This is a genomic window from Chryseobacterium sp. c4a (assembly GCF_009900745.1).
GTDB lineage: Bacteria > Bacteroidota > Bacteroidia > Flavobacteriales > Weeksellaceae > Chryseobacterium.
The window spans coordinates 150,988-176,267 of the sequence record NZ_WXVU01000003.1 but is presented as its reverse complement, the minus strand read 5'-3'; the positions used below and the strand labels follow the sequence as shown (position 1 = coordinate 176,267).

Genomic DNA, 25,280 nt, shown 5'->3' with positions numbered 1-25,280 from the left:
TTCTTAATCCTGTTTTACTTTAATTGATATGTTTCAAAAATATGGGTTTTGTTACAACCCCTTGAAATAAAGTGAATAAGAATTTAAAAAGATGTTTCAGGAATAATAAGGTTTGTAGAGAAATATTATCTTCTTGAAAATAAAAAACCGCCTAAAATGGCGGTCTATATGATGAAATTAATTAAAATTTACCTGATCATTATATTTCGGAGCAAAATTTTTAGGATTTAGCTTATCCAGTGTTTTGCCAAAATTATTGATGATTTGAGTCATATTATCAACATCTACAATATTCATATCGTCGTTTACCTGATGATAGTGAGTAGCTTTGGTCATATCAACAGTGGAAAATGAGTGAGCAATAATTTTCTTTTTTACAAAGCTCACATTGTCTGAACGATAGAAAAGCTGTTGTTTTGCATACGGATCTGCGTTGATTTTTAAACCATTTACAGCATATTTATTAAATAGTTCATCAAGATCTGAAAAACCGTCTCCCGTCATATATAATGCGTTCTTTCCCCATTGAGATTCTGTTGCAACCATTTCAAAATTGAAAAGAGCCGCCATATTGCTGTAAATTTTATCAAGATTTTTATCCTCAGAGATGGCGCGTGATCCAAGCATTCCTTTTTCTTCTCCGTTGAAGGCCATGAAAACCATTGAAAACTCAGGTTTCTTATTTTTAAAATAATCAGCAACTCCTACCAATGTTGTAATTCCGCTGGCATCATCATCGGCTCCATTATAAATATTGTCTCCGCTTTTCTTATTGGTTCCTATATGATCAAAATGCCCTGAAAAACCAAGATTTTTCTCTGATTTACCTTTCTTTATACCACACACATTGTAAGCTGTTTTGCCTTTGTAATCAAAAGGTATCAGATAAGAGTTTCCTGTACAGTATTCAAGATTGTTTTCTTTGAAAAGAGTAGCAATGTAATTAGCAGCATTGTCATTTTCTGGAGTTCCGATCTCGCGACCTTTCATTTCATCAGATGCTAGTGTGGAAATGACGTTTTTTACTCTTTCTTTTGAGACCTCCTGCGCAAAAGTACATATAGAGAATAGTGATAAAGTAAGATACGTTAGCTTTTTCATAGTCTTTAATTAAAAGTTATACGATCTGTCGTCTTTCAGATCAAAATGTTGCATGGAAGTTACATAAATTAATTGATCGGATGGAAATAACAGGCAGAGTAGGGGAATAGAAAGGTAGATATAAATAAAAAACAGCTCCCAAAAGGAACTGTTCTCACTCAAAAAATCGTTGTAAGGTTACCGAAGTCTGTCTACAGATTTCACGAGCCTCTCATCTTTACGGATGTATACGTTTGCTATAAGCAGGCATATTACCGCGATCAATGGGAAAATTGGCTCAATACCCTTCTCAGGAAATTGAATTCCTCCGGATAAGCTTAGCAGCCAGTACACCAATACACCAATCAACAAAGCGTTTATAATGATGCTGATGGTATTCAGCAAAATTTGTCTTTTTCTGTTTTTGAAACTGAAGATACTCAATGATCCAATGATAACAAGGACTATACATCCTATATTAATTACAGGGATACTGTCTGAAATCACAACATCCTGTCCTGTTATAAAAAGGAAAACAGCAGCTAGAACTGCTAATAAAGTCCATATAGTTTGTATTCTCTGTAGCATTGAATATTAAATTCTTGGCAAAAATAATATAAATTTTGCACAATTCAAAAATAAGTGTAGATTTGCATTATACAATGTACTTGAAAACAAAAGTCGCCGGACTTACTTTTCTTACTCACAATTAATTACATTTTTACATTAAATATGTTTAACATAGAAACGTTAAGGTCAAAATCCGTAACGGAACTGACTAAAATCTTAAAGGATTTGGGCGTTAAAGTTGCAAGAAACAGCAATGAAAATGACAAGATCTTTGCAATTCTTGACTTTCAGGCTTCCAATCCTAAAGTAGCAAAAGATTATTTCAACGCCACTGAAACCAGCACGAATACTGAAGAAGCTCCCGCAGAAAAAACTGCGAAAGCTCCGGTAAAAAAGGCTGCCCCAAAAAAAGCTCCAGCAAAGCCAAGAGCCAATGCGAAAGCTGCCACAGAACCCGTAGTAGAAGAAAAAGTAGAAGAGAAAGCGCCGGTTACTGAAGAAATAAAAGCAGAAGAGCCTAAAGTTGAAGAAGCAGTAGCTGCCACAACAGAAGAAGTATCTGCCGCTAATCCAGCTAAAAAGAAAAGAAAAAGAGTTTCTCCTAATACAGGAAATACAGAAACTACTCAGGAGAGATCTGAAACTCCTAAAAACACAGAATCTCAAGAGCCTGCTCAGGCTGAAGAAAAGCCTAACAATCCTCAACAACAGCAACAGGCTAACAGATCTCCGAAAGGACACAATCATCCACAGAACAGTGGAAACCAACATAAAAATCAAAACCAGAACCAGAACCAACACCAAAATCAGAATCAAAACAGACATTCTGAAAAGGTAGAGGAGCAGCATGACCATAAGAAGGAATTCAGCTTTGATGGTATGGTAAGCATTGAAGGGGTTTTGGAAATCTTACCGGATAATTATGGGTTTTTACGTTCATCAGACTTTAGCTATATCTCTTCTCCTGACGATGTATATGTTTCTACAGCACAAATCAGAAATTATGGATTAAAGACTGGTGATACTGTAAAAGGTATTGTAAGACTTCCAAAAGAAGGTGAAAAGTATTTTTCATTATTAAGACCTACAGAAGTTAACGGACGTGATCTTGCATTTATTAAAGATCGTGTTGCTTTTGAATATCTGACTCCACTTTTCCCTGAAGAAAAATTCAATCTTGCAGGAAGCGGATCTACAATTTCTACACGAATTGTTGATTTGTTTGCACCAATAGGTAAGGGACAAAGAGCAATGATCGTAGCTCAGCCTAAAACAGGTAAGACGATGTTGCTTAAAGATATTGCCAACTCTATTGCAGCCAATCACCCGGAAGTCTATATGATGGTTCTTCTAATCGACGAACGTCCGGAGGAAGTTACCGATATGGAAAGAAGTGTAAATGCAGAAGTAATTGCCTCTACATTTGACGAAGCAGCTGAAAAACACGTAAAAGTGGCTAACCTTGTTTTAGCAAAAGCTCAGAGAATGGTTGAATGTGGGCATGATGTAGTAATCCTATTAGACTCTATTACGAGATTAGCAAGAGCATACAATACGGTAACACCAGCATCAGGAAAAGTTCTTTCCGGTGGGGTAGATGCTAATGCTCTTCATAAACCAAAAAGATTCTTTGGTGCGGCAAGAAAAATTGAAGGCGGTGGGTCTTTAACAATTATTGCAACTGCATTAATTGACACCGGTTCTAAAATGGATGAAGTAATCTTTGAAGAATTCAAAGGTACAGGTAACATGGAGCTTCAGTTAGACAGAAAAATTGCTAACAGAAGAATTTACCCTGCTATCGACTTAATTTCTTCAAGTACTCGTAGAGATGATCTTCTTCTTGATGAAGTAACTTCTCAAAGAATGTGGATCTTTAGAAAATATCTTTCTGAGATGAATCCTGTAGAAGCAATGGAATTTGTAAATAAAAACATCAAAGGAACTCTTAACAATGAAGAATTCCTGATGTCTATGAATAAATAAATTTAATTTGTTATTATAAAAAGCACGGATCCTCAGGATTCGTGCTTTTTAATTATTAATTAGTCAACATACCAATTGTTTTTATTTTTATATAATCTGATGGTGTATGAATTACAGATCGTATCATCAATATTTTTACACTTCAGATAATTTACGATTGCTTTGTCTCCGGACTGATCGAAAATCACACGCTCAAATTTGAGTTTTCCCAGGAACTCTCCATTGGGATTGAGGTCAGATTTTTTTGAAATTCTTTTATACCCTTCAAGAAATTTTAAGGTACTGCTGTTTATGGTTGCTGAAGGGAGTTTTTCATGAACAGGTTTAAGAGAATCAAGTTTTATAATTCTGTCATATTTGTTGTCCTGAGTAGAAGAAACTTCAAGCAGCGTATCTGAAAGTGCAAATTCATATCTTCGCTTTTCCGCAACAACCCTATTAATAATTTCACTATCCTTTTCATTCATATTAGAAAGGTGAATGTTATAACGTTGGGCAATTTCATTGAGCTCTTCAGAGGTGGTTACTACAACACCGTGAGGTTGTAGAGCATGATTGATCGCTTTATTCAGCACATTGTACTCTTCTTTGGAAACAGTCTTTCCAGAATCACAGCTTGTAAGAAATGCAAGTAAAATTGCTAAAATGTAAATATTCTTCATGAGGCTAATATAGAAAAATTAATAAATGCCCCGATACTATGGCCTTCATCAATGTTAAAGATTTATTAAAGTAATCCCCAATCTTTGATAATAGCTTAAATATTGGCTAATTTTGGGTTATAAACATTAAAAATAAAGATTATGTCATTTGAATTACCAAAATTAGGATATGCATACGATGCATTAGAGCCTACAATCGATGCAAGAACTATGGAAATCCATTATACAAAACATCACCAGGCGTATATTGACAATTTAAATAAAGCAATCGAAGGAACTGATTTAGCAGGAAAAACTATTGAAGAAATCTGCCAGACAGGGACTGATAAACCAGCTGTAAGAAACAATGGTGGAGGACACTTCAACCACTCTTTATTCTGGGAAATCTTAACTCCTGGTGGAAGCAATGAGCCAGTAGGAAATGTAAAAGCTGCTATCGAAAACTATGGTGGTTTTGAAAAATTCAAAAATGATTTTTCTGACGCTGCTAAAACAAGATTCGGTTCAGGATGGGCTTGGTTAGTAAAAAATGCTGACGGTTCTGTTTCTGTTTCTTCTACTCCAAACCAGGATAACCCATTAATGCCTGTTGCAGACGTTAAAGGAACTCCAGTTTTAGGATTGGATGTTTGGGAGCACGCTTACTACCTAAACTATCAAAACAGAAGACCTGATTATGTTTCTGCATTCTTCTCTGTAATAAACTGGGATAAGGTAGAAGAATTATTCAACAAATAATTTTCAGCTATTATAAAAATAAAAGGTTCAGAATTTTCTGAACCTTTTTTCGTTTTGATATTTTTAAAATTTATCTTTTTATTATTTTCTGTGTGAAGACCTTGTTACCTGAATGTACGTTTACAATGTAAGTGTTGGATGGTAAAGAATGGATATCAACAGCTATTTCTTGTTCCTTGGTGAATGATTTTTCAAACACAATTTTACCATTAATATCACTAATTTGTACTGATCCTGAACGTACATTGTCCAGTACTACTACAAACACTCCATTATTAGGATTTGGTGATATCTGAATGTTTTTCGGCTGAACTTTTTCTTTAAGCATGGATTTTGAGTGGTTAGGATCTGCATTAAGATCAATACGATAATCCTTATCCTGTGGTCTTGCAAATTTAGCTGCAGGAGAAGTGGTATTGGTGTTAGCACGCAGATTATCACAATACATAAAATCATATATGGAATTGATGTCGTTTTCAGCATGAAGCCCATCATTAGTTCCGGCATAAGAATAAATGAGTGTAATAATGAATTTATATTGCCCTGTAGGTGGATTGGTAAGATCTGCCTGATTTATTGTAAATTCAAATTCATTTGGATTAGGGAAGTTCAGCGTAGCAGATGTTGGGTAAACTATGCTGGTTGATATATCTAAAAGAGATATTTCAAAATCTATTATGTTTGCACCCTGAGGGATCGCATAATTTCCATGTACCTGAAGCGGGAAGCTCGTTGGTTCTTTACAAGAGCGCGCTTGGTATGTAAAATTAACATAAGCTGTATTCATTTTACAGATATCATTGCTTAGGCTGGCGATTTCAGTATTGGTTAACGTGAAATTTGTTTTATTCAGATAAAATCTCGGAAGTAGGTTGTAATCCGGGTCATCATTGTACTGCTCAATATTTCCGTAGTATGAACCTCCACGGCTGGCGATGTTTGCTGCTGCTTCCATATAGGGTGCATAATTATTCGCGTGAACTACGATAAATTTTGCATTTCTATCCTTTTTAAACTTTGTGAAGGCTGCAAATGCATTGTCTTCATGGAGCCCGTTGGGTGGGTTGAAGTTGACTAAGTAAGAACCATTGCTTAAGCTTCCGTTTGCTCTCTCTGCATCAGTGAATAAAACAATAATTAATGGTCTTTCTTTATATCTGTCTAATGATTTTTGAGGACTTACAATATCAGGATTAGGATAATGATCAAGAGCTGATCCTATTAAGTTTACAGCGTCATGAAAATGATCCCCGTTTCCTAGTCTTCTGGAGAAAGTTTGGGCGGTGGCCAGATCGCTGGTAAAATTGGATTCTATATAGATTCTTGGAACAGAAGGAGTCATTCCCGGAAAATCGGTTCCATAATGTACTACAGCAACCCGATTGCCACGGTTGCATTTTAAAATTTGTTCCGTTAATCTCATGGTAGAGACGGTCATCTGATTGAAAGCAACATCACTTATGGATCCACTATTATCCAGGCAGAAAATAACGTCGCTTCCGGAGATCTGTGAATAAAGAGAATTATAGGATAGTAAAATTGAAAACAGGATAAGCTTAAATGTATTCTTCATAATTCTCAAATTTTAAATGTTGTTAATGAATGAATTGTTATAAAGTCTTATCCGGTATTGGGATTCTTGAATTTGAGAAAAGAAGGGCATAGCCGGAAAGCATGCCGTAAGCGATAGATTTTTCATGGTTTTATATTTTGTTTATGGTTGTTACCCACTGAAAATCAAAAATCAGTGATTACACAAATATATTAAAACCTGAATGAATTGTTGAAAATATTTTTAAATATTTAATATTTTAAGTATTTATTTCTATTTTTAATTCGTTTCGTATGTTTTTATTCTATAATAATTATCTTCTGATTTCACTTCCGGATAAGCCGTTCATTCTTAATCCATATTTCCAGTTTACATAAGCGAAAACCTGGTAAAGCTTATATTCGAATTTTATCCCGTAATTCTCTCTAGGATCATAATCTATTCCGGATTCTATAATGTTTCTATATTTTCCGGTACTGTAATAACTATTCCATTCATTGACTAAGAATATGTTTTTTGTTTTTAGAAAAGATTCTGAATACTGGCTGATGGGCTTGGCTACTGCATTGAGAAAATAGTCAAATTCAGTATCTATTACAGTGAGATCCCATTCCCCGTCGTCATTTTTAGACGGTTTCATTTCATACTTTTCTTTATCTTTTTTAGAGCTGTTTTGCTGTGAAAGACAGCTGAAAGGGATAAAGGCAATTAAGAATATTAAAACAATATTTTTCATGACTTATATGGATATAAAAAAAGCACTCCAATAAGAGTGCCTTTCTGTATTATTTTTTAATATATTCTTTCTGAACTACGGAAACCGCAGGGAAGTGGTCACTATATCCACCTGTGAATCGGTCTCCATCCCAGGAACGTAAAGGATATCCTTTCCATTGCCCTTCTTTATTTATCAAATAATCAGGAGCGTAGATTTCGGCCTTAAAAATAGTATAAGTAGGAGTGATTTTTTCAGGAGAATAAAGATTTCTTGAAACAATAATCTGATCAAATAAGTTGGGAGCATCTCTGTATGCAAGAGAAGCTACTCCTGCCTTATATAATTTATACATTAAGTTATAATAAGGAGTTTTGTCAGATAATTCACTCGGGTCACCTACAGCTGCCAAATGTTTCTTTAAACTTGGACTTACTGGATCATCATTGTAGTCACCCATTGAGAATAATTTAATTCCAGGGTTTTCGGCAGTTACTTTATCCATTTCTTCTTTTAGGACAGTAGCTGCTGTATTTCTTTTAGCAAGAGAAATCGCTTCACCTCCTCTTCTGGATGGCCAGTGATTCATAAAGATTCCTACTTTTTCACCATCTAATAAACCGATTGCGATTACAATATCTCTGGTGTATTCTCTTTTTCCATTTTCATCGTAGATTTTAATTTCTTTCTTATAAGAATCTAAAACAGAGAATCTGCCTTTCTGGTAAATGATAGCTACATCAATTCCTCTTGAATCATAAGAGTTGAAATGTACAATACCATAGTTGCTTCTTGCCAGAGCTGGTTGTTTGATAAGGTCTTCAATCACCTGTCTGTTTTCTACCTCGATTAATCCGACAATGGCAGGATTATCATTCGTATATTGTCTTCCAAGTTCCGAAATTACTTTCGCTTCATTGGCTAACTTCTGTTTGTAGTACTTTGTTCCCCATCTTTTTGGACTGTTGGCAGTGAAGTCTTCAGATAAAAACTGTTTTCTGATCACTTTTTTCCCAATCAAAAGATCATCACTCCATTCACCTTTGTAATCTTCTGTTGTTTCAAGATATTTAAGCGAATCTAAAGGTACACTTCTGTGAAATTTAGGATTAGAACGCGGTAATGTTCCGTCGATATAATCTGCGGAAGGGATAGTGTCCCAAAGGTTTTCTACGTTCAGGAATGCGACAGCTGCTCTCTTTACCTGCCTCTGTTGTGAGAAAGCAGAACCAAAGCAAAATAGGGCGGCGATGATTAAATATTTTTTCATATTCTTAGTATATTCAAAAAATTGAGGGGGTAAAATTACTAATTTTATATAAGAATAAAGATTAAAATAATCTGAGTTTAATTTAATAAATGGTTAACGTTTAGATAGAAAGTCTGAAGGAAATACATTATCGTTCATTATTTTGTTATTGTTACATGGTATTTATTATTTATATAATGCTAAAAAATAAGCGGTTTGTTTGGGATTAAAAATGTTCTATAATGATTGTTCAGTACTTTCTTTAATATCTATTGCTGTTTTTTGTGATTGATTAAAATTGGGCTATATTTTTAGGATAATTAATGGAGGTTAAGAAAAATTAATAGAATAAATAACTTAAAATGTTTGAGTTAATGAAAATAGTCCTAAATTTGTTGCCCCTTAAATAAAGAAGGAGTTAAAAATAAGTTTATTATGATTAAAAAACTATCCCTAATCTCTTTGTTTACTTTAATGCCTGCCTCTTTTTATTTTGCGCAAACTACTGTGTTTGCTTATGTTAAAGATCAGGATGGTAAGCCTTTGGAGAAAGCAGAAGTAGATCTAGCACAGTCCACCGATGACACGTCTGTGGATAAAATTGGATACTTCCAGTTTGTGGATTTAAAACCTGGCCACTATCTTATTACAGTGACAAAACCAAATTTCGAGTCTAAAATCTTAGAGTTTGATGTGACTGCAGATGAGAAGAAAAAAGATTTAGGTGTTATTACACTTAATTACAACTTAGGATCAGATGCAGGAGTAATAGTTATTGATGACTCAGCAAATGATACTGAGGATGGAGGTTCAGCAATGCAACCTACAGTAGGACTTTTAAGCTCAGGAAGAGATGCTTTCCAAAATGTTTCCGCTTTTGAACTAGGTGCTTATTGGTTCAGACCAAGAGGGGTAGACAACAGATTTGAGGATGTACTTTTTAATGGAGTATCCATGTCTAAAAATGATGACGGGAAAGTAGATTTTAATAACTGGGGTGGTCTTAATGATGTCACAAGATATCCTTATGAAAATGTAGACAACATTACTCCTTCAGAATATACTTTTGGTAACTTAGGAGGTGCGGTGTATTATAACACCAGAGCATCCAGCTATAGAAAACAAACTTCATTAGCTTATTCATTTACCAACAGAAGTTATTTACATAGAGCTATTGCTACTTATTCTTCAGGACTTTCTAAAAATGGTTGGGCATTCACATTCTCTGCAAGTAGAAGATGGGGAGACAAAGCAATCATTGATGGGGTATACCAAGATGCATACGCTTATTTTGCTTCTATTGAAAAGAAATTCAGTGATAGACACTCTATTAATTTGACGGCTTTCGGATCTCCTACGTACAGGGCTTCCAATGCACCAAACACTCAGGAGGTTTATGACCTTATGGGGAAAAACTATAACTCATACTGGGGATGGCAAGATGGAGAAAAAAGAAACTCCAGAATCAGAAACGTGTTTGAACCTGTATTCATGTTAACAGATTACCTTAAAGTAGGTAAAAACTCTAACTGGATCAATACATTTTCTTATCAGTTTGGTAGCGATGCAAGAAGTAGACTAGACTGGTTCCATGCGGCTGATCCAAACCCAACTTATTACAGAAAATTACCAAGCTACGGTCTTTTGACAGCTGACGAATTCAGACAACAGTCTCAGATCGATTGGAATTATCTATATAATACAAACCGTATTAACAGATTTGAAATGGATGGGGTAACTCCAAGAGGAGCATCTTATACATTGATCGATGATGTTAATAAAGATAAAACTTTCAACTGGTCATCACACTTTGATACAAAATTGAAAGATAACTGGAAGTTGAATATTAACTTCAATTATCAGAATCTTAAATCAGATAACTTTAGAAGAATTAATGATTTATTAGGGGCAAACTATGCTAATAACCTTAATCCTTTTAACAATGATGTAAGATATAACCTTGATGATGCGAATACTCAGGTAAGAGTAGGAGACAGAACTCAATATTCTTATCAATTAACTAGAAACCATTATTCATTAAACGTTTCTACCGAAATTGATTTCAAAAAATGGAATGTAGTAGCTTCCGTATTTACTTCTCAGTCTGAATCTTACAGAAATGGAGATTATAGAAGTGGTATTGCACAGTTTACTAATAACTCTAAAGGGAAAAGTGCTGTATACAATGCTTTAGATGCAGGTATCAAAGGTAAAATCACCTATAAAATCAACGGTAAAAACTTTATCGTATATAACGGAGCTTTCTTCAGCCTGGCACCTACACTTAATGAAATCTATATCAACCCTAGAGTTTCTGATTTCCTAACACCAGGTGTTAAAAATCAAATTATCAACTCTAATGATATCAGCTATATCATGAGAGGTCAGATCTTGAAATTAAGATTATCAGGATACTATACTACAATTAGCAATTCTACAAGATTAGCAAGATATTATGCAGCTGTTTCTACAGACTCAGGATCATACAACACATTGATTAATGAGGCTATGAGTGGAGCAGATAAGAGATACCTTGGAGCTGAGTTAGGTTTTGATGTGAAAATTACACCTACTATTAACGCGGTAGGGGTGGCAAGTGTTGGTGAATACAAATACACAAACACTCCACAGGTATATTCTGTAGATGATATTAATGGTTTCAGAAGCTATGGAGCTGCTAATATTAAAGATTATAAAGTAGCAGGTACACCACAGAAAGCATTCTCTTTAGGATTAAAGTACAATTCACCTAAATACTGGTGGGTAGGAGCTTCTGCTAACTATCTGATGGATCAGTATCTTGATTTCTCAGCCCTTAACAAAACAGCTACGTTGTATACAATCCCAGATTCAGGAGGTCTTATTTATGACGGAGCTACACCGGAAGTTATTCAGCAGCTTACAGCTCAGAAGAAATTTGACGACCAATTTATGCTGAATGCTAACGCAGGTAAATCTTTCCAATTTGGAAAATACAGAGTTGGGGTAAGTATTTCTGTGAACAACATCTTAAATAACAGAAATTATGTAACCGGTGGATTCGAACAAGGTAGAGCAGCTAACTTTACAGATGCACTTGCAGAATCCCAAAGAGCAATTCCTTATTTCGGGCCAAAACTTTGGTATGATAGAGGAAGAACTTTCTTTACTAACGTTTATTTAAGATTCTAATAAGACTACAATGAAAAAATATAATTCAATTTTAAAATATATTTTTATCACAGCCGCTTCTCTATGGATTACCGTAGGATGTGTACATGATGATAAATATGATGAGCCGAATTTAGATGGTTACCAATGTGTTGCCGATTTTCAGGCGAATGTAACATTAAGCGAACTGAAAAAGAAGTTTACCGTAAACAATCCTACAGGGGCTGCTTATGTTTTCCCAGCAGATAAACCTAACGATGCAAGTGATGATTTGTATATTGAGGGATATGTTTCTTCTACAGATGAAACAGGAAATATCTATAAAACTATCTATATCCAGGATGCATTAAAAAATCCTACTCATGGTTTTACGATCAGTGTAGATATGGTAAGTTCTTATACAAGATTCCCACAAGGATCCAAAATATATGTAAAGCTTAATGGGCTTGCGGTAGGTACTTATGGAGGTGTAGTTCAACTTGGGGTAAAAACAGGAGCAGAATCTGCAGCAAATGGAGTATCCAGAATTCCTGAAAAATTAGCTCCACAGGTAATTTCAAGATCTTGTACTACAAGAGGAGAAATTATTCCAAGAGTAATCACTTTAGCAGATCTTAAAAATAATGAAGACTTAATTGGATGTCTAGTTCAATTGGATAAAGTTGAATTTGATGGTAAAGCACTATGTTCAAATTTTGCTCCTAGTGGTCAGACTGTAGATAAAGTAATCGGACAAGGATGGGTTGAATCATCAAGCTCTTATGTAACAACTGCAGTCGTAAGAAACAGTGGATATTCTTCATTTGCAAACCAATATGTTCCTGCAGGAAACGGAACATTTAAAGGAATCTTCAGTAAATTCCAGTCAGGATCTAATACAACATACCAATTCTATATCAACAAAGTAACTGACCTTGATATGGAAGGGAAAAGTGCAGATGGTATTGACCACCATTTCCCACGTCTTGATAAAGTTCAGGAAAACCCTTGTAGATTCAGCAATGCAAATCTTACTGCTAAAACAGTTTCTGATATCAAGCAGCTTGCTGGTGGACTAGCTCCAAACGGATTGGTACAGATTACAGGAGATTTCTATCTGAAAGCTCAGGTTACGGCAAATGATGAAGCGGGGAACTTATTCAAATATGTATATGTAGAAGATGCAACAGGAGGGATTAAAGTAAATATTAATAAAACTGATCTATTCCAGGATGCAAGATTTAAAGTAGGAAAAGATCTTAATATTAAATTGAAAGGATTATATATCAGAAATGTTGGCGGAGAATTACAAATAGGATCTAACGACAGTTCATCTGCTGTTGGATATAGAATCAAGGAAGATGATGTCTACAAATATTTATATGATTCTAATGAGCCTGCAAGAGCAGTAGTAGCTTCAGAAAGAACAATTTCTCAGTTAACCACTGCAGATGTAGGAAGATGGATCAAAATTAAAGATCTTGAATTCATCAACGGAGACTTAGGGAAAACGTATGCGGATGGTTCAGCACTTTCAAATAGAACTTTAGAAGACTGTTCAGGAAAAACAATTACTTTGAGAACCAGCGGACGTGCTGTATTTGCAGGAAAAGCAGCAAATACTATTGAAGTAGCGGGAGGTAAAGGAGATGTATATGCTATTTTAAGCGTATTCAATGGTACTTACCAATTATGGTTCACTAAACTTCCGGATCTTCAGTTAACTAATCCTAGATGTGACGGAAGTATCTATACACCGCTTCCTGTTCTTTATAAAGACGATTTTGCTGCAGGTGGATTTAATGGTACAGAGTGGACAGTGGTTAATAAAGTAGGGCCAAACCAATTCTGGGGAACATCTAACCAAGGAAACGGAACGAACTATTATGCAATGATGAATGGTAATGCAGGTGGTGCAGGTAATAATTTCGATAACGAAGACTGGTTGATTTCTAAAGCGGTAAGCTTAGTTGGAAAATCTAAAGCTATCTTAACGTTTACTACAGATGTAAGATATACTGGGCCTGCTTTACAAGTATTCGCTACAGATAACTATACAAATGATGTAACAACTACTACCTGGACTCAGCTTCCAGTGAATCTTGACACGAATGCCAATGCATTTGGAGATTGGGTAAGCTCTGGAAATGTAGATCTAAGTGCCTTCTTAGGTAAAAACGTAAGAATTGCATTCAAATATACTTCTACAACTGCAGGTGCTGCAACATGGGAAGTAGATGACTTCAAAATTAAAGGACAATAATTATTGTTTCTATATATGAAAGCCAGCTCGAAAGAGCTGGCTTTTTTTGTGGGGTAATTATTTACAATTCTTGTATTTTAGTATTTGTCAATTCAGATGGTATTTAATAAAAAAGGAATATGATACAGATTGAAAAACTAAAGGAGATTATCAATCATTACTATCCGATGGTAGTAACAGATATTACTCCAATAGAGCCTGGCTGGGCAGCACTCGCTTATAAAGTGTATGCAGATGATGGAAAAATGTTTTTCTTAAAAGTATATGATAAAAAGAGAAGCTCTATTGCCTCTATTTTGGATAGGGTACCTGTCTATTTATTTTTTATAGGGTGGCTCAATTCGGATGCATTTCTAGAAGGAAAAATTTCAAAATTGGTTAATACAAAGGATGATCAAATTAAGGTAGAAGATGAAAACTACCTTTATATCATAATGGATTACATAGAAGGGTACACGGTAGGGGAGCGAAATCTTACTCAGGAGCAAATTAGAGAACTTGCTGAAATCATAGCACGGTTGCACGCAATAGTTCCACCAAAATCTCCGTACATGGAGCCAATTACTGAAAAATTTGAACATTCCTGGCTGAATACATTTAGAATCTCTTTAACATCTCAATTTAGATTGTTGAACCAGGATATCCAAAACATTGTGGAACCATATCTTGTAAGTTTAGTTGATCAAATTGATGAATTGAAACACCAGGGCGAGCAGCTTTCTAAATCTGAGTTCTCATTTGTATTTTGCCATACAGACATTCACAACTGGAATATGATTGCCAATGAAGATGATATTTATCTGATAGATTGGGAAGGAATAAAGTATGCTCCAGCTGAAGCCGATCTTTTTGGACTTTATAATGAGTCTTACTTTTCTGAGTTCTTGAAATATTATCAAAAGATACATCCATCCTATCAAATGAATATGGAACTTCTTAGGTATTATATGATAAGCAGACATATAACGGATCTTTGGGAGGGAATAGAACAGTTGCAATTCGATACATTATCATCTGATGAATATAATCAACAGTTAGCAGCATTGAAAGATGTATGCGAAGAAAATGCTGCATTTATCAACAGTATTTAATAGAGACAGTTTCAAAAAACAAAAACCACCGCTTTTGTGGTGGTTTTATATTAAAATTTGTTTTGTCTAAAAGGAAACCTCGTTCACCTCTTTTCCTCTTTGGAAGTTCATCATTTTCTGACTTCCTTTATACCCTATACTAACCAGGTTAATTTGCTTAGGAAAAGCGCTTAAAAGGATCGTATTTTTAATCTTTAAGGTCGTAATATCTGAAACTCCTCCGGTCTCAAAATACACCCATACAGTTTCTCCGCTAATCTGACTTCCCGTGAAGGTAATTGTTTTGGGAGCACCATTGACAAATACATCAAAATTATTGTTCACATATTTTTTCACTTCTGCTTCAAACCCTGCTGTGTTAGGATTGATCTTAATTGCATCAGAGATATGGCTTGTATTCATTTTTGTGGTAAACTTCAATGTCTTGCTTCCATCAATATAATCCACTTTGGTCATTGAAGAGAAAAAGTCTACATACATAAAACTCATTAACACAAAAAATGTTAAAATTCCTGATATATATAAAAGTTTTTTCATCTTAATTAATAGATTTACAATCATTCTTGCTAGTTATAGTTCACAAATAATATGCCAATTAAAAATTTACATTCACAGAATATTTATCATAAAACGCTTTAATGTGTGCTACTGCCTCATCAGCAGTGTCTACCACACGATAAAGGTCAAGATCATCTTCTGCAATCATTCCTTCTTTTACCAAAGTAGTCTTGAACCATTCAAGCAATCCACCCCAGAAATCACTTCCTACCAATACAATCGGAAATTTACCAATTTTATTAGTTTGAATCAAAGTTAATGCCTCAGTCAATTCATCCAGTGTTCCGAAACCTCCTGGCATGACAACAAATCCTTGAGAATATTTTACAAACATTACCTTTCTCACGAAAAAGTAATCAAAGTTCATCGAATAAGACTTATTGATATAAGGGTTAAAATGTTGTTCAAAAGGCAGATCAATATTTAATCCTATTGATTTTCCTTTAGCATTGAAAGCTCCTTTATTTCCTGCTTCCATAATTCCGGGGCCGCCGCCGGTAATAATTCCAAAACCTAGTTTTGTAATTTTCTCAGCAATTTCCACCGCCATTTCATAGTATTTATCTTCCGGTTTCAGACGTGCTGAACCAAATATAGATACACATGGGCCTATTTTTGCGAGTTTTTCGTAGCCATCCACAAATTCAGCCATGATCTTAAAGACCATCCAGCTATCCTTAGTAATGGTTTCGTCCCATGTTTTCTGTCTGAAACTATTATGTAGTTTTGTCTCGTTGCTATCAAATTCTGGGTTTACCAAGCTTTCATCTCTGATTCCATCCATTTCCATTTGCAAAATTATTTAAAATGTTTTTCGGCTTCTATTACGGATGCTGGTCTTCCCACATCTATAAGAATGCTGTCATGCAGGAAACCATGTATGTGTTCGGTCTGCATGAGATCCAGATATTCTTCCATAACAGAGAATTTGCCTTTTCTTTTTATTTTTTCAAAGATGACTGGATTGATACAGTGAACACCACTGAAGGCAAGAGCTTTAAATCCTTTATTGAACTCAGCCAGCCTTTGTTCTCCTGTTTGTACATTCAACCAACCTCTTAATACCATGTCATCATTGAAGAGCAATTTTCTCGAACTTTCTCGATCCGATACTGCTAAAGTAGCAAAATCTTTTATTTTTTTGTGATATTCTACCAATGCATTAATGTTGAGATCAGTTAAAATATCGGCATTTAAAATTAAAAAATCTTCTCCATGATCAAGAAATCTTCTGGCAAAAATCAAGCCGCCTCCGGTTTCCAACAGCTCATTGGTTTCATCGGAGATTTCAATCTTACAGCCGAAGTTATCATTTTTATTTAAAAAATCAACAATTTGATCGCCAAAATGATGAATATTAATCACAAAATCCTTTATTCCATATCCTTTTAGATAATTGATATTCCTTTCTAAAAGAGGAATACCATTCACCTGTGCCAAAGCCTTAGGATGATGGTCTGTAAATGGTTTAAGTCTGGTGCCTTTTCCGGCAGCGAAAATAAGAGCCTTCATATAATATGAGTAATAAATGGAGAATAATGAGTAAGGTAATAACGGGAAACGAGTATTACTGATTGCTCATTACTGATTGTTCAGTTGAGGTTGTTCGTCGTGATGGATGGTTACCTTCGTTCCGTTCGGGTATTTTTCTTTAACGAACTCAGCAATTTTTATGGCAGAATATACAGATCTGTGCTGCCCGCCAGTACATCCGAAATTGATCTGAAGGTTTTCAAATCCTCGCTCCAGATAATCCTCAATATTGATAGAAATGATTGATTTTACGAGTTCTAAGAATTTTGGCATCTCTGTTTTAGTTTCAAGGTATTCCTGAACACCGATGTCATTCCCAGTTTGAATTTTATATTCTTCAATTCTTCCTGGATTTAAAATTCCTCTGCAGTCAAAAGCAAATCCGCCTCCATTCCCTGAGTTATCTTTTGGAATTCCTCCTTTTTTGTATGAAAAACTGTGTATGTCGATGTGTAGCATTTTCCTTTTTATTTTTTTTTGTGAAATTAAACCATTAAGGTATTTGAAGTAATTATTTGTTCTTGAAAAGTGTTTTCTAAGTTAAAATAGTATCAATTTTCTTTTTAGTCTCTGCTAAGATTAATTGCTCTATAACTTTTTTAAGTTCCGGATAATGATGCATGTCTTCCCAGGAAGATGCAAATTGTGAGATATTTTGGATTCCTTTTTCAAGGCTTGCCATAAAGTGTTGTTTTCTTTGAATTAATCCTCTGAAGCCGTATGCTCCCAGTACTTGAAGGAATCTCATCATCTGAATTGGCTTAACCGATTCTTTTAGTTGATTTTGAATCTTTTGATCTTCAAAAAGTTGAATATAGAAATCCAGCATTTCAGTTTTGAAATTTTCAGGGAAATTTGCTTTGGCCTGAAACAGAAATGAAATGACATCATACATCAATGGGCCTCTCATTGCGGACTGATAATCGATGAATGATACTTCATCTTTTTCGTTCACCATGATGTTTCTTGCCTGAAAATCCCGGATCATGATTCCTTTAGGTTCCAGATTTTCCACCAATGTTACAATTTTTTTAAACTCTTTCAGTAAGGTAGATTTATTATACTCCAGTTCCAGAACATCAGCTACAAAATTTTTAAAATAATAAAGGTCATGAGTTATAGGAAGCTCATCATAGCTTTCATACTCAAACGTTTTCGAAAAATCAATGTTTCCTTGGGTTTGGTTTTGCAGTTTGAAAAGCTTTTTGAGTGTCTGTTGCACCAATGCGTTTACACGAGGCGATAAATGTTCCTCCGTAATGACCTCTGATAGCGTTTGTCCGCCCAAAAACTCCTGAATATACATTTTCCTGTCTTCAGAAATAGCAAGAATAGCAGGTGTATTCAGGTTTAGCTCAGAAAAGACTTTGGAATAGTACAGAAAACTTTCATTTTCGGGTATATTCTCATTATAAGTGATGATGTATTTGTAAGTATCGGTTATGGCCAGAAAGTTGACCCTTGCAGAACCGCTTTGGGCTAATGTGATGAATTCAGTGGATTTTTTACCAAGATGGTTTTCAAAAAATCGTTTTGCGTTTTCAGAAGTCATAATAATAAGTAAACAAATATACTAATTTAACATGAATAGTGTTAGGCTGGAAGAAGGAAGTTGGAAGAAGCAAGAACTTAGAGTTGAAAATAAGAAATCAAGTTTGTTTTATAAGCTTTATTCGGAAATCACGGGGCGATTTTTTTTAATTTATCACCAATGGGTGTATTTTGTGCTTTCTGTAGCCTGTTTTCAATGGAATGCTTTAACTTTCTTGGTTCTGGTTCAGGTTATTACAGGCTAATTTTTATCTTTGTAGTATGTTAAAGGATTTTAAGCCGGTGTTGGGTATTTTACTTCGTTTCATCATTATTTATCTGGTGTTGCTTTTTGCCTATCAATTTTATTTGAATGCAAGTAAGGATTCTGGTTTGGATCCTTTTTCAAGAATTATTGCCAATCAGGTGAGTGCTTTACAAAATGCAATAGGTTATCCTTCGCAACTGTATAATGATGTGAATAATGAACAGGTTTGGTTTTATGTGAAAAAACAATATGTAACGAGAATGGTGGAAGGGTGTAATGCTATTTCTGTGATGATTCTCTTTGTATCTTTTGTTTTTGCATTTTATAAAGGAGCTAAAACTTTTGTTTTTGTGGGTGTAGGCTTGATTTTACTTTATATCATGAATCTTTTGAGGATTGTAGGGCTAAATGTTGTGATGGCTGAGCATAAGGAATATGGTAAAATGTTTCATGACTTTGTTTTTCCGGCAGTTATTTATGGTAGTGTTGTTCTACTTTGGTTAATATGGATTAAATTCTTTGCTTTAAAACATGAAAATTCTTAATTGGCTTCTTGTTATTGTAGGGATCTGTGGCTTGATAGGAGTCAGAATGTTGGAAGATCAATTGTTTTATGATCCGTTCCTGGACTATTTTCATGAGGCCAATAAAAATATTGCCTTTCCAGTATTTGAGTGGAGACAATTAATAGGAGGAAATGTTTTGAGGTTTACTCTTAATTTATTTTTCTCTTGCCTGATTATCCAAGGGTTATTTAAAAAGAAACAATGGACTTTTCAGGGTGCTTTGATGATGGTAATTGTCTTTGCGATTTCTTTTCCCATTTATCTTTATTGCATTCAGGATAAATTTGAAATAGGGTATCTTTTTTCTTTTTATATGCGAAGGTTTGTGATCCAGCCTTTGATTATACTTTTGATTGTTCCCATGTTTTATTACAGGAAACAGCTGGAAAAGGAAGGTAAAAGGTAATATAATTCTCTTAGGTTTTATATTATTCTGCAGTATGTTTGTCTACACTTGTTACATTTTCAGCAGTCCATTCTACTCTTTTTATGAACTCTTTTTGGCGAACAGGGCAGCTTTCGATCTGGCATATAGAACATGAAATAGGCTTGCAATCATCCATGTGGAAATTAAACTCAATATTTCGTTTGATATTGTTGGCCAAAAGAATAATCACTTTTTCCATCTCACTATGAGCATCGCGAAGATCATAATACCAGGGTAAGGTGATATGGGCATCAATATGCAACGAGGCCCCAAATTGCTGGATTTTCATATTGTGAACATCAATCCATTCCGTATGTCTGTTTTTTTCAAGTATTTTAATTACCTGATGAAGTATTTCAGGATCTTGCTCATCCATAATACCACTTAGTGATTTTCGGACGATTTTATAGCCTACAAAGATGATATAAAGCCCGAATACCAAAGCTACTACAGAATCCAGCCAATAGATTTTTGTAAAGTAAACGATAATTAAACTGGCTACTACTCCAAGGGTGGTAATTGTATCCGACTGAAGATGTTTTCCTGAAGAAATAAGAACCAGAGAGTTTTCTCTTTGCCCTTTCTTGATGGAAATATAGCCCAACAAATAATTGATAACAGCAGTAGCTGCAATGATCCAAATCCCTAAATCAATTTTACTCAGGGTCTTTCCTACGATAAGGCTGTATATACCCTCGTAAATGATCATAAGCCCTGCAATGGCAATTAAAGCTCCTTCGATACCGGAAGTAACGAATTCTACCTTTCCATGGCCGTAAGGATGGTCTTCATCTTTAGGTTTAGCAGCAAGATGAAGTGAATATAATCCCATAAATGCACTGATGACATTTACAATACTTTCCATGGCATCGGAGAATACTGCGTCGGAATTGGTGAGTTTCCAGGCAATAATTTTTCCAATGAAGAGGATCACTCCAAAAGCGGCAATAATCTTCTGGAATCCTATTTTTTCTTTGTGGGTATTCTTCTGGGTATTCATACAGTGTTTGATAAAAAAAAGAATCTCAATTCTGAGACTCTTTTTTATTTTGTTAGTTTATACTAAGTTGTTTGCTACAAGATATTCTGCGATTTGTACCGCGTTTGTTGCGGCTCCTTTCCTCAGATTGTCTGCTACGATCCAAAGGTTGAGCGTTTTCGGCTGTGATAGGTCTCGTCTGATTCTTCCTACAAAGACTTCATCTTTTCCTTCCGAATATAATGGCATCGGGTAGTGGTTGTTTTTTACATCATCCATTACGATTACTCCAGGAGTTTCAGATAATATTTTTCTTACTTCATCCAATTCAAATTCGTTTTCAAATTCAATGTTTACACTTTCTGAGTGTCCACCTTGAACCGGAACTCTTACTGCTGTTGCTGTTAAATTGAATGTGTCATCCCCTAGAATTTTCTTAGGTTCTTTCATCAATTTAATTTCTTCTTTAGTATAATCATCTTCTGCAAATACATCACAGTGTGGCAATGCATTTTTGAAGATTTGGTATGGATATACTTTCGCAGCAGAATCATCACCGCTGATTTCCCCGTTTAATTGGTCAACGGCTGCTTTACCTGTTCCTGTTACAGATTGGTAAGTAGAAACAATTACTCTTTTTAAATCATATTTCTTGTTCAAAGGCCCTAAAACCATTACCAACTGAATGGTAGAACAATTTGGATTTGCAATGATCTTGTCTTCTTTAGTCAGTACATCTGCATTAATTTCAGGAACGACTAATTTTTTATCAGGATCCATTCTCCATGCTGAAGAGTTATCGATAACTGTTACTCCAGCTTCTGCAAATAAAGGGGCAAATTCAAGAGAAGTAGAACCTCCGGCAGAAAAGATAGCAATATCCGGTTTGGCAGCTATAGCGTCCTTCATGCTTACAATCGTAAATTCCTTCTGTTTATACTTCACCTTTTTACCTACAGATTTTTCGGAAGCTACCGGAATTAATTCTGTTACAGGGAAGTTCCTTTCTTCCAAAACTTTCAGCATAACTTGTCCAACCATTCCTGTTGAACCTACTACAGCTACTTTCATTGATTTAATTAAAAATTTTAAGATTAAACTATTTATAAATTATAACGCATATAATTTCTTTATCTATTTTAAGCCCCAAAGACTCTTGCCCAAGGGAATGCGAATGCGAATAAAGCTACCGCGATTAATCCCATAATGGTAATGCCAAGGGAAATGGTATCGTTTGATTTTACTTTTTTGTTGATAATCGTCATTAATACCGCTGCGATAAGCATAGAGAATGGATGTTCAACATATTGGAATCTTAATGCTGCATTTTTCATTACTTCACCCATGTTTAAGCCTTTGCTAAAAGTAGTTACCAGCATAATGATTCCTATCAAAAACTGAACGTGGAAGAAAATCATTGTGAAAAGGGTCGTCTTCTTTAAAAACTTATTTACTTTTCCGCTGAAACCGAACATGGTAGCTAAAAGTGCAATGATAAATAATGCAACCAAAAGAAGTTCAAGATACCCGAATCCTTTGTGGGCACTCAATAAAATCTTGTAAAAATCCATAATCTATTTTTTTTGTAGACAAAGATAACAAAAATCCCGGCTCAAAGCCGGGATTCATATTTATAAAATCTAATATTGTTATATTATTAGAAGTTGAATGATAAGGTTGTAGACCAAGTTCTTCCGAATCCAAAGAATACTCTGTTTCCGTCAGCAATACCTTTGTAAACTCTTCCAGCCTGCTCATAAGTAATTCCATAATCAGCATCTCCTTTTTTAGCTGTTGGATTTACCAGATCAGTTGTTTTGATGTTTGTTACACCATCCTGAATATAAGTAATATCAAACAGGTTGTTTACGTTTACACCAAGAGTGAAATATTGATTTGGGTTTTTCAATTTAAGTTTGTAAGATGCACCTACATTAAATAAGTTGAAATCAGGTAATTGTAGAGCTGTTTTACCAGGAGTAAGGAAATCTGTCATATTAACAGTAGAATAAACTTTTCCTACATACTGCCAAGTACCATATATCTTAAGATCTGTAACAGGAGTTGCTGTAAATCCTAATGAAGCTGTTGTTTGAGGAATACTGTTGTTGTTAGTTCCTCCCACTTTTACTTTATCTAAATAAAGTGTAGATGTATTAGATCCGTTTGTTTGAATAGGAGTGTTGTCATCCTGGAAGTTAGACCCTGTTGCATTTCCTTTGAATTGGTAATCTCCCCAAGAGAACATACCTTGGAATTCAATGAATTTGTTAAGTCTATAGTTTGCTTCAAATTCTGCTCCTTGGTGAAGCTGAGTAATTCCACTGATCTCAGAATATCCTCTAACATTGTTTTCGAAAATTACATTGCTTCTTCTGAACCATCTGTCTTTCCACTCAGTTCTATATAAGTTAACTTTAGCGTTGAAGTTAGATGTCTTGAATCCATAACCTAATTCCACAGAGAAAATTTTCTCATTAGTTAGGTTAGGGTTTACTACCTGCTGGTTACTTGGATATACAGAATTCATCAAAGGCTGCTTGCTGTAGTACCCAACATTAGCAAACACGTTATGATTGTTGTTGATGTTATAATTGGCTCCCCCTTTAATATTAAATCCGAAAAGGTTTTTAAATCCAGTTTTTCTGTCAACAGTTTGTCCTTGTTGTGTTGATCCTGGTTTTACAAAATCATCAATTCTCTGATATGCCTGATTTGATACCGACCCTTGTGCATAAGCAGTTAACTTTTCAGTAGAGTATTCTACCTGTCCGAATCCACTGTACCAAAGAACTTCACCATCATTACTGAATGAAACTCTATCTTGCATTGGTGCATTTGATCCACCGAAAGGATTCCATGATAGTTGCTTGTAATCATACGTATTACGAACAATATTGTTTGTTGGTAAGTTTTTGTTCGTATCATCTGTATACCCTTTTGCTCCATATAGATCAGAAAGTACCTGGTAGTGATATCCATAGTAATATCTGTCATCTGTACCTACTGAGAAATTCCAGTTATCATTGATCTTGTGTTGGAAGTTCATCAAAATACCATACCAGTTGTGAGAGTTCACACTTGAAGTACGTACTAGTGTATTTCTTGCAGCACCAAGAGTAGGGGTTACAGCTCCGTTAGCAGCAAAGATTGCATCATAGTCATAATGTCCATCTGTGTTATCAACAAAAGCACTCATACCCTTTCCGCCAACAGCACCTAGGTTTCTTGCACCACCACCACGTCCGTTGGACATGTAAGCAACTGTACTTAATGTTGATTTGTCACTGATAGTCCAGTCCCAGTTCAACATGATTACAGGCTTTGCATAGTAGTTCATAGCATTTGCTATATTTGTTCTTTGCCCATTTACTGTACCATATCCGTAGTCACCATTGTATGGTCTGTATGGAGAACCATCATGATCAGGATTGTATTTGATATAGTTATTAATTGTTGGAGCAAAAGATCTCTGATCGTGCCATTGCGGAGAAGAAGTCATCATAAACTGTAAGTTATGCTTCTTGCTTGGCTGGTATCCTAATGCAAAGAAATAAGTATATGATTCGTAATCTGTATTTTGTACGTAAGTACCTCCTGCTTGTCTAGCCATTAAGAATGAAGCAGCCCATCCGTTTTCAGATTTTCCTGTATTGTAAGCGAAAGATGTTTTTAAGAAATCGTTATTACCAATACCAACTCGTACAGCTCCGCCCTGCTTCATATCTGCAGAACGGGTAAGGAAGTTCATTGTACCTCCCACAGAAGCAATTGCTAATTTGGAAGAACCAAGTCCTCTTTGTACCTGCATCGTACTTGTTACATCTGATAAACCTGTCCAGTTTGACATGTATACAGCTCCTGATTCCATGTCGTTTACAGGCATACCGTTTACCATTACGGCAATGTTTCTGGTTTCAAAACCACGGATAGTAAGTTGAGAATCCCCGAAACCACCACCACCTTTTGTAGCATATATGGATGGTGTAGTGTTCAATAATTCTACAAGTTCTTGATTTCCTTGTCTTTCAAGAATCTGTGCAGCTTTAATAGTAGAAACTGCTACTGGTGTTTTTCTATCTTTAGCGATATCAGTAACACCTTTAAGAATTACCTCTTCAATGTCTTTAGACTTGGATTTAACCGTGTCCTGAGTTTGTTGAGCGTAATAAACACTAGCTGTAGATAAAGTAATAACCGCAGTTAGTATCGATTTGTTGATTAATTTCATAATCGTTAGTAATAATTAGATTTAATTTTCTGCAAAATTCGCAAAATATATTTTAACTATTATTAACTCAATGTTAATTTTTAATCAGTCTTAATAATGTTAATTGTCTGAATGTCAGTAAAATGAATAAAAAATGACTTTTTGTATGAAAAA

The 25,280-nt window shown here is 35.0% G+C and carries 23 protein-coding genes; 8 read left to right on the top strand and 15 right to left on the bottom strand.

What is annotated here, in order from left to right:
* Window positions 1-177: 177 nt before the first annotated feature.
* Window positions 178-1,101 carry a M28 family peptidase gene (locus GTR01_RS06810; protein ID WP_160137114.1) on the bottom strand — a complete coding sequence of 308 codons (924 nt, stop codon included), beginning with the start codon at window positions 1,099-1,101 and terminating at the stop codon, window positions 178-180.
* Window positions 1,102-1,278: 177 nt separating this feature from the next.
* Window positions 1,279-1,668, bottom strand: a complete 390-nt coding sequence (locus GTR01_RS06805) for a DUF4293 family protein (protein ID WP_160137113.1) — start codon at window positions 1,666-1,668, stop codon at window positions 1,279-1,281.
* A gap of 144 nt (window positions 1,669-1,812) precedes the next feature.
* Between GTR01_RS06805 and rho the strand changes: the two genes are divergently transcribed.
* Window positions 1,813-3,636 carry a transcription termination factor Rho gene (gene rho, locus GTR01_RS06800; protein ID WP_160137112.1) on the top strand — a complete coding sequence of 608 codons (1,824 nt, stop codon included), beginning with the start codon at window positions 1,813-1,815 and terminating at the stop codon, window positions 3,634-3,636.
* Between the two features lie 59 nt (window positions 3,637-3,695).
* Here the strand turns inward: rho and GTR01_RS06795 are convergent, their stop codons facing one another.
* Window positions 3,696-4,298 carry a hypothetical protein gene (locus GTR01_RS06795; RefSeq protein ID WP_160137111.1) on the bottom strand — a complete coding sequence of 201 codons (603 nt, stop codon included), beginning with the start codon at window positions 4,296-4,298 and terminating at the stop codon, window positions 3,696-3,698.
* Window positions 4,299-4,439: 141 nt separating this feature from the next.
* On the opposite strand from GTR01_RS06795, the gene GTR01_RS06790 reads away from it, so the two are divergent.
* Window positions 4,440-5,036, top strand: coding sequence for a superoxide dismutase (locus GTR01_RS06790; protein WP_160137110.1), 597 nt, complete (start codon window positions 4,440-4,442; stop codon window positions 5,034-5,036).
* Window positions 5,037-5,106: 70 nt separating this feature from the next.
* On the opposite strand, the gene GTR01_RS06785 is transcribed toward GTR01_RS06790, so the two are convergent.
* The 3 genes from GTR01_RS06785 to GTR01_RS06775 all read right to left on the bottom strand — a co-directional run bounded on the left by GTR01_RS06785 (window position 5,107) and on the right by GTR01_RS06775 (window position 8,573).
* Window positions 5,107-6,609, bottom strand: coding sequence for a T9SS type A sorting domain-containing protein (locus tag GTR01_RS06785; RefSeq protein ID WP_160137109.1), 1,503 nt, complete (start codon window positions 6,607-6,609; stop codon window positions 5,107-5,109).
* A 292-nt stretch (window positions 6,610-6,901) separates the two neighbouring features.
* Window positions 6,902-7,324 carry a DUF6146 family protein gene (locus GTR01_RS06780; RefSeq protein ID WP_160137108.1) on the bottom strand — a complete coding sequence of 141 codons (423 nt, stop codon included), beginning with the start codon at window positions 7,322-7,324 and terminating at the stop codon, window positions 6,902-6,904.
* Between the two features lie 49 nt (window positions 7,325-7,373).
* On the bottom strand, window positions 7,374-8,573 hold the full coding sequence (locus GTR01_RS06775; protein WP_160137107.1) for an endonuclease: 1,200 nt from the start codon (window positions 8,571-8,573) through the stop codon (window positions 7,374-7,376).
* Window positions 8,574-8,987: 414 nt separating this feature from the next.
* Here GTR01_RS06775 and GTR01_RS06770 point away from each other — a divergent pair, with 414 nt between their 5' ends.
* The 3 genes from GTR01_RS06770 (at window position 8,988) to GTR01_RS06760 (ending at window position 15,035) form a co-directional block, all read left to right on the top strand.
* On the top strand, window positions 8,988-11,723 hold the full coding sequence (locus GTR01_RS06770) for a TonB-dependent receptor (protein WP_160137106.1): 2,736 nt from the start codon (window positions 8,988-8,990) through the stop codon (window positions 11,721-11,723).
* 10 nt (window positions 11,724-11,733) lie between these two features.
* Window positions 11,734-13,944, top strand: coding sequence for a DUF5689 domain-containing protein (locus tag GTR01_RS06765; protein ID WP_160137105.1), 2,211 nt, complete (start codon window positions 11,734-11,736; stop codon window positions 13,942-13,944).
* Between the two features lie 119 nt (window positions 13,945-14,063).
* Window positions 14,064-15,035: a phosphotransferase enzyme family protein gene (locus tag GTR01_RS06760; protein WP_160137104.1), complete on the top strand. Its 972-nt coding sequence runs from the start codon at window positions 14,064-14,066 to the stop codon at window positions 15,033-15,035.
* Window positions 15,036-15,101: 66 nt separating this feature from the next.
* Here GTR01_RS06760 and GTR01_RS06755 read toward each other — a convergent pair whose 3' ends face one another.
* From GTR01_RS06755 to GTR01_RS06735, 5 genes are all read right to left on the bottom strand, one after another.
* Window positions 15,102-15,572: a DUF6702 family protein gene (locus GTR01_RS06755; RefSeq protein WP_228452174.1), complete on the bottom strand. Its 471-nt coding sequence runs from the start codon at window positions 15,570-15,572 to the stop codon at window positions 15,102-15,104.
* A gap of 58 nt (window positions 15,573-15,630) precedes the next feature.
* Window positions 15,631-16,383, bottom strand: coding sequence for a TIGR00730 family Rossman fold protein (locus tag GTR01_RS06750; protein ID WP_160137102.1), 753 nt, complete (start codon window positions 16,381-16,383; stop codon window positions 15,631-15,633).
* Between the two features lie 8 nt (window positions 16,384-16,391).
* Window positions 16,392-17,105 (bottom strand): nucleotidyltransferase family protein, encoded by a 714-nt coding sequence (locus tag GTR01_RS06745; protein ID WP_160137101.1) that lies wholly within the window; start codon window positions 17,103-17,105, stop codon window positions 16,392-16,394.
* 69 nt (window positions 17,106-17,174) lie between these two features.
* Window positions 17,175-17,585 carry an RNase adapter RapZ gene (locus GTR01_RS06740; RefSeq protein ID WP_160137100.1) on the bottom strand — a complete coding sequence of 137 codons (411 nt, stop codon included), beginning with the start codon at window positions 17,583-17,585 and terminating at the stop codon, window positions 17,175-17,177.
* A 76-nt stretch (window positions 17,586-17,661) separates the two neighbouring features.
* Window positions 17,662-18,678: an aminoglycoside phosphotransferase family protein gene (locus GTR01_RS06735; protein ID WP_160137099.1), complete on the bottom strand. Its 1,017-nt coding sequence runs from the start codon at window positions 18,676-18,678 to the stop codon at window positions 17,662-17,664.
* A 31-nt stretch (window positions 18,679-18,709) separates the two neighbouring features.
* Here GTR01_RS06735 and GTR01_RS06730 point away from each other — a divergent pair, with 31 nt between their 5' ends.
* Genes GTR01_RS06730 through GTR01_RS06720 form a run of 3 tightly spaced genes read left to right on the top strand, consistent with a single transcriptional unit; the run spans window position 18,710 to window position 19,896 of the window.
* Window positions 18,710-18,922, top strand: a complete 213-nt coding sequence (locus GTR01_RS06730) for a hypothetical protein (protein WP_160137098.1) — start codon at window positions 18,710-18,712, stop codon at window positions 18,920-18,922.
* Window positions 18,923-18,938: 16 nt separating this feature from the next.
* Window positions 18,939-19,469: an exosortase family protein XrtF gene (gene xrtF / locus GTR01_RS06725; RefSeq protein ID WP_160137097.1), complete on the top strand. Its 531-nt coding sequence runs from the start codon at window positions 18,939-18,941 to the stop codon at window positions 19,467-19,469.
* Window positions 19,456-19,896 (top strand): exosortase F system-associated membrane protein, encoded by a 441-nt coding sequence (locus GTR01_RS06720; RefSeq protein ID WP_160137096.1) that lies wholly within the window; start codon window positions 19,456-19,458, stop codon window positions 19,894-19,896. The genes xrtF and GTR01_RS06720 overlap by 14 nt, the downstream gene beginning before the upstream one ends.
* Window positions 19,897-19,918: 22 nt before the next feature.
* On the opposite strand, the gene GTR01_RS06715 is transcribed toward GTR01_RS06720, so the two are convergent.
* The 4 genes from GTR01_RS06715 to GTR01_RS06700 form a co-directional block, all read right to left on the bottom strand.
* On the bottom strand, window positions 19,919-20,917 hold the full coding sequence (locus GTR01_RS06715) for a cation diffusion facilitator family transporter (RefSeq protein WP_160137095.1): 999 nt from the start codon (window positions 20,915-20,917) through the stop codon (window positions 19,919-19,921).
* Window positions 20,918-20,974: 57 nt separating this feature from the next.
* On the bottom strand, window positions 20,975-21,967 hold the full coding sequence (locus GTR01_RS06710; RefSeq protein WP_160137094.1) for an aspartate-semialdehyde dehydrogenase: 993 nt from the start codon (window positions 21,965-21,967) through the stop codon (window positions 20,975-20,977).
* 68 nt (window positions 21,968-22,035) lie between these two features.
* Window positions 22,036-22,467 (bottom strand): hypothetical protein, encoded by a 432-nt coding sequence (locus tag GTR01_RS06705; RefSeq protein WP_160137093.1) that lies wholly within the window; start codon window positions 22,465-22,467, stop codon window positions 22,036-22,038.
* An 86-nt stretch (window positions 22,468-22,553) separates the two neighbouring features.
* Window positions 22,554-25,127 (bottom strand): TonB-dependent receptor, encoded by a 2,574-nt coding sequence (locus GTR01_RS06700; protein WP_160137092.1) that lies wholly within the window; start codon window positions 25,125-25,127, stop codon window positions 22,554-22,556.
* Window positions 25,128-25,280 lie beyond the last annotated feature (153 nt).